Origin of the sequence: Sutterella seckii (assembly GCF_009183815.1) — a bacterium.
Classification (GTDB): Bacteria; Pseudomonadota; Gammaproteobacteria; order Burkholderiales; family Burkholderiaceae_F; genus Sutterella; species Sutterella seckii.
In genome coordinates this window covers 1-8,576 of the sequence record NZ_WEHX01000098.1, presented here as the reverse complement: position 1 = coordinate 8,576, position 8,576 = coordinate 1, and the positions used below count along the sequence as shown (strand labels likewise).

The window sequence follows — 8,576 nt, the reverse complement described above, 5'->3', positions numbered from 1 at the left end:
GTCGCCCTGGTAGCAATTTCCCCTTTGGCTTAGCGGCTTTGGCGGTAGTTTTTCAAATTTCAGATTCGCGTAGCCCCAAAATCAACCCGAGAACCTAGGATGATTGAAGCCAATGTCGCGAGCCGCCGCGCCGCCATTGAATCCGCCGGGAAGCGCGAGCTTTATGATTCCCTCACGCCCCGCGAAGCAGACATCCTGAAGCTCGTCGCTCAGAATCTTCTCAACCGGGAAATCGCCGAAAAGCTCGGGATTCAGGAGCACACCGTCAAGATTCACCGCTCGAACGGCTGCCGCAAGCTCGGCGTTCGTTCAGCGCTCGAAGTAAGCAGCCTGCTCCGCGAAATCGGAGAGCTTTGATTTTCGCTAGAACTTTGGTCCAAGGCGCCCGGGCGGCTGATTGAGGAGAATGATTCAAGCTTCGGCAGAAAGCCCCGCGGCTGCGGGCTTTCAATTCTCAAAAAACAATGGACCAGGAGAAAGGAATGAGTCTGCTTCAGGAATATTTGAAGGATCTCGAGGAAGTCGTCAACGTGGACTGCGGCTCCGCCTCGACCGAAGGCGTCACGAAGGTCGCCCGCATCATGCAGCGGCATTACGACGAAATGGGCTTTCATACTGAGCTCGTCGACTTCGGCCCAGAGGCCGGAAAAGGCCTCTTTGCCACCAATAAGCCCGGAGCCGAGCATTTTGATCTCATGCTCAACGCCCACCTCGACACGGTTTTCCCTGACGGCACGGTCGCGAAGCGCCCCTTCCGCATTGAAGGCGACCGCGTGCGCGGTCCCGGTTGCGGCGACTGCAAGGCGGGCGTGATTGCGATTCTTCATGCGCTCAAAAACGCCCGTCCCGAGGATCTCGACCGCCTAGCCATCGCGGTCTGCCACAACCCCGACGAAGAGATCAGCTCCATCTATTCCCGCGACTGGCTCGCGGCAATGGCAAAGCGCTCGAAGCAGGCGCTTGTTCTCGAAGCTGGCCGCGCCAACGGCGAATTCGTCCGCTCGAGAAAGGGGCGCTCGGTCTGGTCCGTCACTTTCCACGGCGTTTCCGCGCATGCCGGCAACAACCCGAAGGACGGCCGCTCGGCCATTCTCGCCGCCGCCCGCTTTGCGCTCGAGGTGAGCGCGCTTCAGGATCTAGACGGCAAGGGCACTTCCGTCTGCGTCGGAACGATCGAAGGCGGCACGGTCTGCAATACGGTTCCCGACACCTGCACGATCAAAATCGATACCCGCCGCTGGAACGACCGCGACGGCGACGAACTCGACCAGGCGATCGAAGCGCTTGCCCGCAGGGACTGGGGCGACGGGATCACGGTTGAGGCAAAGCGCATATCGGTGTCGCCCGCCATGCCTTTTACCGAAGCGACCCGCGGGCTTGTGCAGAAAATCGAGGAAGCTGCCCGTCTCGAAGGCTTTGAAGCCAAATGGGTTGATGCAGGGGGCGGCTCGGACGCCAACCGCATTGCCCAGGCAGGCACGCCCGTGCTTGACGGCGTGGCCCCTGCCGGTGCGGGCTTCCATTCGGAACGCGAATACCTCCGCATCGACACGATTGAAAACCGCGTCAGGATGCTGAGCCGCTTCCTCTCGCTCATTTAATCCCAACGCTTCTTCTCCGGCGGATTGGTGCGGTCTTCAGGAGCCGCAACCCGCCGGAGTGCTGAATTCCGAATCAGAAGTCCGTCCTGTTTTCCGTACGGCGGAAGGGGCCACTCTACGCGTGAGGAGAGAGACCAGCAGTCATTTTTCAATGAATCAGCGCCACGGGCCGGCACCTCGCTTGAGGCGATATTTTCCAGATCATTCTGCATGTTAGACTCAATCGTTCGGGAAGTTTGTGCCGCAGAGGTTGTGTCGTGAAGAAGAAATCAATTGCCGTTGGAAACTCTTCCTTCATCACGCTGATTGAAGGCAGCCGCTGCTACGTCGACAAGACCGCCGCTTTCCAGCCGCTGATCGAATCCGGCACCCTGGTCGACTTGATAACGCGGCCTCAGGGCTTCGGCAAAACGCTTTTCCTGGACTCGCTGAATTGCTTTCTGGCAATCGATATGGAAAATCCAGGGAGCACGGCAAAGCAGCATCAGCACTTCAAAGGGCTGAAAGTCGCTGAAAATCAGGATTTCTGCAGAAAATATATGGGGCAGGTGCCGGTACTCGCCCTTTCTCTGAAAGGCGTTGACGGTGCGACCTTTGAAGATGCGTATCGGGCTCTTGTGCAGATAATCGCTGAGGCAGCTCAGGCACATGCCTATCTGCTCAAGAGCCCCCGGCTCACTGAAGAAAACAAGAAATTGCTCCGCAAATACCAGTCGCTCGACTTTATGCGGGATCCCGGCAATATCGACTACGCTTCAGGCTTCCTCAGGAACATGCTGTTTTTCCTAGCGAAGCACTTCGATCGGCAGGCAATGCTCTTCCTTGACGATTACGATGTCCCGCTCGCCAGGGCAGTCTCGCATGGTTATTACACAGAGATGAGCGATTTCTGCAGAGCTTTTCTGGACATCCTCAAGCCCGAGGCGGGACCGCTCGTAAATCACCGGCCTGTTCTTCAAAAAGCGCTTTTGACGGGATGTCTTTGCGGCAGTAAAGAAGGCATCCTTCCAGGCATCAACAACGTTGTCGTCAACACGGTCTCTTCCAACAACATGCACCTCTCTTCCTCTATGGGCTTCACTGAACCTGAGGTGCGCGCACTCCTCGACTACTACGGTCTGAGCTCCCGCCTGGAAGACGTCAGGCATTGGTATGGCGGCTACTGTTTCGGATCCAGTGAGATTTTTTGTCCGCAGGATCTGCTCAACTTTTGTGAGAAGGCACTGGCAAGCGCAGATCCCAGGGATCTTTAAGCCCGGCAATTTCCGGCTAGATTCGAGCTCGAGCCGCTGCGACGTCATTGATGAGTTTCTGAGCTTTCTGACAGAAAGGGACGCGGAGCGGATGCAGACGCTGATAGACGGCGGAAGCATAGAAATCCGGATCAACCAGGAGCTCCGCCATTCCGACATCAATCGGCATCTATCTGAAGACTTCTGGACGCTTCTCCTCTTCACCGGCTGCCTCGCGATTGCGAAGCCCGTTGGGGACAGGAAATATCTGCTCCGCATTCCCAATGAAGAAATCCGGGACACTTTCAGAAACCGCGTGCAGGCACGATTCTCGATCGAAAATCGCTCCTTCGCTGCTCACGGGTTGAAGCTTGCAGAGGCTGCGGCCTGGGGAAATGCTTCGGGCATGGCCGACGTCCTCGCGCCGCTGCTCCGCATTTATGTTTCCTTGCGGGATACGGCTGCCATAGCACCGGCAGAAAATTGTTGCCATGATTTCCTCTCAGCGCTTTTTGCCTGCGCCAGTAACCGCATCAACGACTTTCAGTCGAATGCAGAATCGGGCGACGGCTGCGCCGATATTGTCTTCTCCTCCGGTAACAACCCGAATCGCTTCGGCGTAGTGATTGAAATCAGGCGCGCGGCTCATCCGGAAGACATGCTCAATGCCGTCGACAATGCCTTGAAACAGATTGACGAGAGGAAGTACGCCGAGTGCCTCCGCAGGATGCGGTGCCGGAAGTACTACGCATACGGCATCGTCTTCTGCGGAAAGGAGTGCGAAGTGGGCGGCGGCAAACTGCGTGAAATTGATTGAATCCCCAACGACTGCAAGCTGGCTCTTTTGACTCGTTTTTGACGCCCGTGTTCGAGAATGCTCCTTTCAGGATCATTTTTGCATTGCCTCTGCACCGGCTGCGGCGCAGCTTTCCGCCATGAAATCCATCCCCGAACCGCTTCCCGTCAAGAATCAGAAAGAGCCCGCCGCAAAGCCCCGCGCCGCCATTCCCCGCACCGTCTGGGCGCTCGGATTCGTGAGCCTTCTCATGGACGTCTCGAGCGAAATGATTCATGCGCTCCTGCCGCTCTTCATGGCGGGAACGCTCGGCGCGAGCACCGTGATGATCGGCCTCATCGAAGGCGTTGGCGAAGGCACGGCGCTGATCACAAAGGTTTTCTCGGGCGCCATCGCTGACCGATTCAAAAACCATAAGCTCCTTGTGCTCCTCGGCTACAGTCTGGGCGTTCTCTCAAAGCCCCTCTTTGCTGCCGCAGACCAAATCGGAGTGGTCTTTCTCGCCCGCTTCATGGACCGAATCGGCAAAGGAATCCGGGGCGCGCCAAGGGACGCCATCGTTGCCGCCGTCACGCCCAGAAAGCTCTGGGGCGCAGCCTACGGGCTCAGGCAGTCGCTTGACGCCGCCGGCGCCTTCGTGGGTCCTGCGATCGCAAGTCTCCTTCTCTTTTTCGCCGATGCGGATCTGAGGGAAATTTTCTGGATTGCGCTCATACCCGGCATTCTCTGCATCCTGATGATCATCTTCGGCGTTGAAAACGGCGCCGATGCGGGCGCTCCATTAAAGGAACCGCCGAGAAAAATCCGGGACTTCCTCGCGATGCGTTCGCCCTTTTTTACCGGCGTCGTGATCCTTGGCGTCGTCTTTTCTCTCGCGAGGTTCTCCAACGCCTTCATCGTGCTGCGGGCGAGCGACTGCGGCATTCCGACGGGAGCGGTGCCGCTCCTAATGGTCGGGATGAATCTCGTCTTCTCGCTCTCGTCCTACCCGATGGGAAAGCTCGCCGACAGGCTTGAACCCGCGCACCTTCTCGCCCTCGGGCTCATCCTTCTTGCCGCCGCGGACGTCGTCATGGCGCTTTTTTCCACGCCCGCCGGCATCATCGCCGGCACGGTGCTCTGGGGACTGCACTTGGGCGCCACGCAGGGCATTTTTTCGCTTCTCATCGCGGAGGCCGCCCCGGCAGAGAAGCGCGCCACCGCATTCGGAATTTTCAGCTTCGCGAGCGGCGCGGCGATCCTCATTGCCGGCATTGTGGCAGGCCTTCTCTGGGATCACTTCGGCCCGGAAGCCGCCTTCTGGGGCGGCGCGGTTTTTGCGCTCCTTGCCGTTCTGCAGACGCTGAGGCTCGGGAGCGCAAAAAGAGGCTGAAATCCGCGTCAGCCTTCCAGGTAGGCCACAACAGCAAGGACAAAGAAGATGACCGCCGCAATCCGGCGCATCAGCTTCATCGAGATCTTGTCGGCAAGCTTGTTGCCGATGAAGACCGCAGGGGCGTCAGCGATCATGAGGCCCAGAGTCGTGCCGCAGATCACCCAGAAGGCTTCGAGGGGATAGCGGGCGGCGAGCGCCACCGTCGCCACCTGGGTCTTGTCGCCCACTTCCGCGAGGAAGAAGAGCACGACAGTCGTCGTAAAGATCCCGAAGCGCTTCATGCGGTCATGGGACTCATCCTCCTCGATTTTGTCCGGAATGAGAATCCAGATGCCCATGGCGATGAAGGAGACGATCAGGATCCATCTCAAAAGATCCGCGCTGATGAAGCTCGCGAGTGCGGCGCCGAGCGCGCCCGCAATGGCGTGATTGAGAAAGGTTGCGGCAAAGATGCCGAGAATAATCGGCAGAGGCTTTCTGAAGCGTGCAGCGAGAACGACGGCAAGGAGCATCGTTTTGTCGCCGATTTCCGCGGCGGCGACAACGCCCGTGGAGAGCAGTATGGTCTGGAGGGTTTCGAGCATTTTCCTGGGGTCGGAGCGGCTCGACGCGGCAAGGGAAATGCACGCTGACGTGCGGCGCGGCAGGCATCGCTTGTGCCGCAGGCCGCTCCCTTTCCTGGGTTTAAAGCGTCTGCAAGCGAGTCCGCGCCGCAGGTCTTGCTTATGAGAGGGAATTCATTCCGTCGGGCGCTTATTAATTTGCGCCGTTCTTTTAGCGGAACGATTCCTCCGGGGTCTCATTCAGCCGCCATGAGATGGGAAATATCTCAAGTATGTTGACGACCGAAAAGGCTGCCGGGATTCCCGGGAAATTGAATCCAAGCGCCCTTCAAGCTACTCCCCTGCGGAGTTGGGGCGGATTTTAGCTGATCTCGGGTGAAAATTCATCACGGCCGAAATATCGCGGACGCCCGCATTGACTGCGGTTCGCTAGACTGTCGGGTTTCGACGCTTCCTTTCCCCACATCATCCTGAGCGATGTCTAATCCCAACCTTCTCTTCGAACTCCGCCAGTCGGGGCTGCTTCTTATCACAGCCTTCATCTGGGGCTGCTCCTTCGTCGCCCAGTCGATCGGCATGGAGTCGGTCGGCCCCTACACCTTCACGGCAAGCCGCATGGCGCTCGGTTTCGTTTTTCTGCTTCCCATCGTCGCCATGCTGCGAAAGCGCCTCGCAGCCTCGCAGCCCGACGAGTCGGAACGCCGCCGCTCGCCCGAGTACCGCCGGAACCTCATCCTCGGGGGCTTTCTCTGCGGCCTCTGCCTCTTCGGCGGCGAGGCGCTCCAGCAGTTCGGACTCGTGCACGACACGGAAGTCGGGAAAGCCGGCTTCATCACCGCGCTCTACATTGTGTTCGTGCCCTTGATCGGTCTTTTCCTGGGGCAGAAGTCGCGGCTCACGCTCTGGCTCGCCGTCGCCATCGCAGTCGCCGGTCTCTGGTTTCTCTGTCTTCCTCCTGAAGGCTTTTCGATCGCGCTCGGCGACGCCTACATCTTCCTCTGCGCCATCGTCTTTTCGCTTCACATCCTCGTGATCTCGCGATTCGTGACGAAAGTGAACGGGATCGAACTCTCGATGATGCAGTTCTTCTTCGGCTCCATCATTGCCTTCACGAGCATGATGCTTTTCGAGCATCCGACGATGTCGGGCTTCATGGCGGCGCTCCCCGCCATTCTCTGGGCGGGCATCATGAGCAACGGCATCGCCTACACGCTTCAGATCGTGGGTCAGCGCGGCATGAACGAAACCGCTGCGAGCCTCATTCTCTCGCTCGAATCCGTCTTTTCCGTGCTTGCGGGCTGGGTTGTTCTCAATGAAATCCTCACCCCACGCGAAGGTCTCGGCTGCGTGCTGATGGCGGTTGCCGTCGTCCTCGCGCAGCTCCCGGAAAGGAAGAAGAAGATCGAAAGCAGGTGAGTGCCGACCTGCCTGAAACTGCCTCGTTTCTGCCTTTTTCTGCTCTCATTTTCTGAAAAGGGTTAACCCCTAGATTAAGATGAGGGCGTTCAACACTGTCGAGTTTCGAAGCCTTCTCATCGATTGCGGAAGGCTTCGAAACATCCAGGTTAAAAAGGAAGGAATATGCAATTTCTGATCATTAATGCCGGCTGCACCCACTTCGGACACGGCGGCACGCTTTCGGCCGCCATGGTGGAGAAGGCCCGCGAAACACTCAAGAAGCTCGGCCACTCTGTCGAAGAGACGCGCCTTGAGAACGGCTGGGACAATGCCGAGGAGGCCGAGAAGATTCTGCGTGCGGACGCCGTCATCGTTCAGACGCCGGGCTGGTGGATGAGCACGCCCTGGCAGCTTAAGAAATACGAAGACGACGTCTTCGTCGACCCGATTCTCTGCGGCGGCGACGGCAGAAGCCGCAAGGATCCGCAGAAGAAGTACGGTACGGGCGGGAAGCTCACCTCGAAGCGCTACCTCCTCTCCTCGACCTGGAACGCGCCTCTTGAAGCCTTCACCGATCCCGACCAGTTCTTCGAAGGCAAGGGCATCGACGGCCTCTTCATGCCGCTCCACAAGACCTTCGAATTCCTCGGAATGAAGCCCTGCGAAAGCTTCATGGTCAACGACGTCTTCAAGCACCCGACCATTGAAGCCGACATGAAGCGCTGGGAAGCGCACCTCACGAAGCTCTTCGGCTGATTGTCTTTATTCTCACGGCCTCCCTGACGGAGGCCGCTTTTGGATTTTTCAAACACTTTCCCACGCCGTGAATGCACGTTTTTCGGCGTCAAAGACCAGCGCAACGCGGATGAGTTCTCGGCCATGAGGCGCTTCGCCGTATCGGCGTGTGAGGAGCTGTTCCGCCGCTTCCGCAAGAAACCTCGAAACTTCGCTGGCTTTCCTAGCAAACTTGAATTCGAATACCCAGTGACGATTCTGTGTACGAACCTCAAGATCGCTTCGCCCCAGGGCAGAATGCTTCTCAACATCCGTTGCCATGGCGGCGCCCATCAGAAGAACTTCGATATGGCTGCGGCAGGAAGCTTCGTCTCGGATAGGGAACTGCCGATAATCAATCGCGTTAAGAACTGCGTTGAAGTGGTTGACAACGGTATCAACATTTTCGCAATCGAGCATTTTTTCAAGCCGCGATACGCCGACCTCAAGTCGATTAACGTTCCGGAGCATCTCGTCCGCATAGAGCCTGGCAATTGAAAGCCTTACTTCCTGGTTCGGGTACCCGAGCTCGACTTCCGCAGCATTAAGCTGGTCTTTGATGGTGAGATATCCTGCCTGGACAAGCAGTGCCGTAACTGACAAGTCGTTGACATTTCGGGATGCTGAGAGTTCATCCAGCGTGATTCCAATCGGGCGGTCGAACAAGTCGGGAGACGTGAGAGCATGGCTCTTCAGATACTTCAAAAGAAGTGTCGGCTGTCCGCCGCTTTCGTACCACGTGAATTCCCAGGAATCCGTTAACAGAGTCTGAAAGAAATTCATATCCCGGCTTAGTTTTGATTTAAGGCAACTAACTGAAATCTAAAGGTTAGTTGC

General features: G+C 57.7%; 9 protein-coding genes. 7 read left to right on the top strand and 2 right to left on the bottom strand.

The annotated features are described in order from the left end of the window. The first annotated feature begins 99 nt into the window (after nt 1-99). The 5 genes from GBM95_RS10185 (at nt 100) to GBM95_RS10165 (ending at nt 5,001) form a co-directional block, all read left to right on the top strand. A complete protein-coding gene (locus GBM95_RS10185) occupies nt 100-357 on the top strand; it encodes a LuxR C-terminal-related transcriptional regulator (RefSeq protein WP_152158996.1) in 258 nt (85 codons plus the stop codon). A 125-nt stretch (nt 358-482) separates the two neighbouring features. Beyond that, nucleotides 483-1,601, top strand: coding sequence for a M20 family metallopeptidase (locus tag GBM95_RS10180; protein WP_152158995.1), 1,119 nt, complete (start codon nt 483-485; stop codon nt 1,599-1,601). A gap of 257 nt (nt 1,602-1,858) precedes the next feature. After that, nucleotides 1,859-2,854 (top strand): AAA family ATPase, encoded by a 996-nt coding sequence (locus GBM95_RS10175; protein WP_193222662.1) that lies wholly within the window; start codon nt 1,859-1,861, stop codon nt 2,852-2,854. 91 nt (nt 2,855-2,945) lie between these two features. Then, nucleotides 2,946-3,650, top strand: coding sequence for a PD-(D/E)XK nuclease domain-containing protein (locus tag GBM95_RS10170; protein WP_193222661.1), 705 nt, complete (start codon nt 2,946-2,948; stop codon nt 3,648-3,650). Nucleotides 3,651-3,768: 118 nt separating this feature from the next. After that, a complete protein-coding gene (locus GBM95_RS10165) occupies nt 3,769-5,001 on the top strand; it encodes an MFS transporter (protein ID WP_152158992.1) in 1,233 nt (410 codons plus the stop codon). Nucleotides 5,002-5,009: 8 nt separating this feature from the next. Here GBM95_RS10165 and GBM95_RS10160 read toward each other — a convergent pair whose 3' ends face one another. Next, nucleotides 5,010-5,588, bottom strand: a complete 579-nt coding sequence (locus GBM95_RS10160; protein WP_152158991.1) for a TMEM165/GDT1 family protein — start codon at nt 5,586-5,588, stop codon at nt 5,010-5,012. A gap of 456 nt (nt 5,589-6,044) precedes the next feature. Between GBM95_RS10160 and GBM95_RS10155 the strand changes: the two genes are divergently transcribed. Beyond that, complete coding sequence (locus GBM95_RS10155) at nt 6,045-6,983, top strand: DMT family transporter (RefSeq protein ID WP_152158990.1); 939 nt, start codon at nt 6,045-6,047, stop codon at nt 6,981-6,983. Nucleotides 6,984-7,148: 165 nt separating this feature from the next. Beyond that, the gene (locus GBM95_RS10150) at nt 7,149-7,721 is read left to right on the top strand and encodes an NAD(P)H-dependent oxidoreductase (protein WP_152158989.1); all 573 of its coding nucleotides are present in this window, start codon (nt 7,149-7,151) and stop codon (nt 7,719-7,721) included. A 48-nt stretch (nt 7,722-7,769) separates the two neighbouring features. Here the strand turns inward: GBM95_RS10150 and GBM95_RS10145 are convergent, their stop codons facing one another. Next, complete coding sequence (locus GBM95_RS10145) at nt 7,770-8,522, bottom strand: PD-(D/E)XK nuclease domain-containing protein (RefSeq protein ID WP_152158988.1); 753 nt, start codon at nt 8,520-8,522, stop codon at nt 7,770-7,772. Nucleotides 8,523-8,576: the final 54 nt, after the last annotated feature.

Excerpts from the sequence above, each read along its gene's own strand:
- GBM95_RS10185 (WP_152158996.1), top strand. The coding sequence starts at position 100 with ATGATTGAAGCCAATGTCGCGAGCCGCCGCGCCGCCATTGAATCCGCC.
- GBM95_RS10180 (WP_152158995.1), top strand. The coding sequence starts at position 483 with ATGAGTCTGCTTCAGGAATATTTGAAGGATCTCGAGGAAGTCGTCAAC.
- GBM95_RS10170 (WP_193222661.1), top strand. The coding sequence starts at position 2,946 with ATGCAGACGCTGATAGACGGCGGAAGCATAGAAATCCGGATCAACCAG.
- GBM95_RS10165 (WP_152158992.1), top strand. The coding sequence starts at position 3,769 with ATGAAATCCATCCCCGAACCGCTTCCCGTCAAGAATCAGAAAGAGCCC.
- GBM95_RS10160 (WP_152158991.1), bottom strand. The coding sequence starts at position 5,588 with ATGCTCGAAACCCTCCAGACCATACTGCTCTCCACGGGCGTTGTCGCC.
- GBM95_RS10155 (WP_152158990.1), top strand. The coding sequence starts at position 6,045 with ATGTCTAATCCCAACCTTCTCTTCGAACTCCGCCAGTCGGGGCTGCTT.
- GBM95_RS10150 (WP_152158989.1), top strand. The coding sequence starts at position 7,149 with ATGCAATTTCTGATCATTAATGCCGGCTGCACCCACTTCGGACACGGC.
- GBM95_RS10145 (WP_152158988.1), bottom strand. The coding sequence starts at position 8,522 with ATGAATTTCTTTCAGACTCTGTTAACGGATTCCTGGGAATTCACGTGG.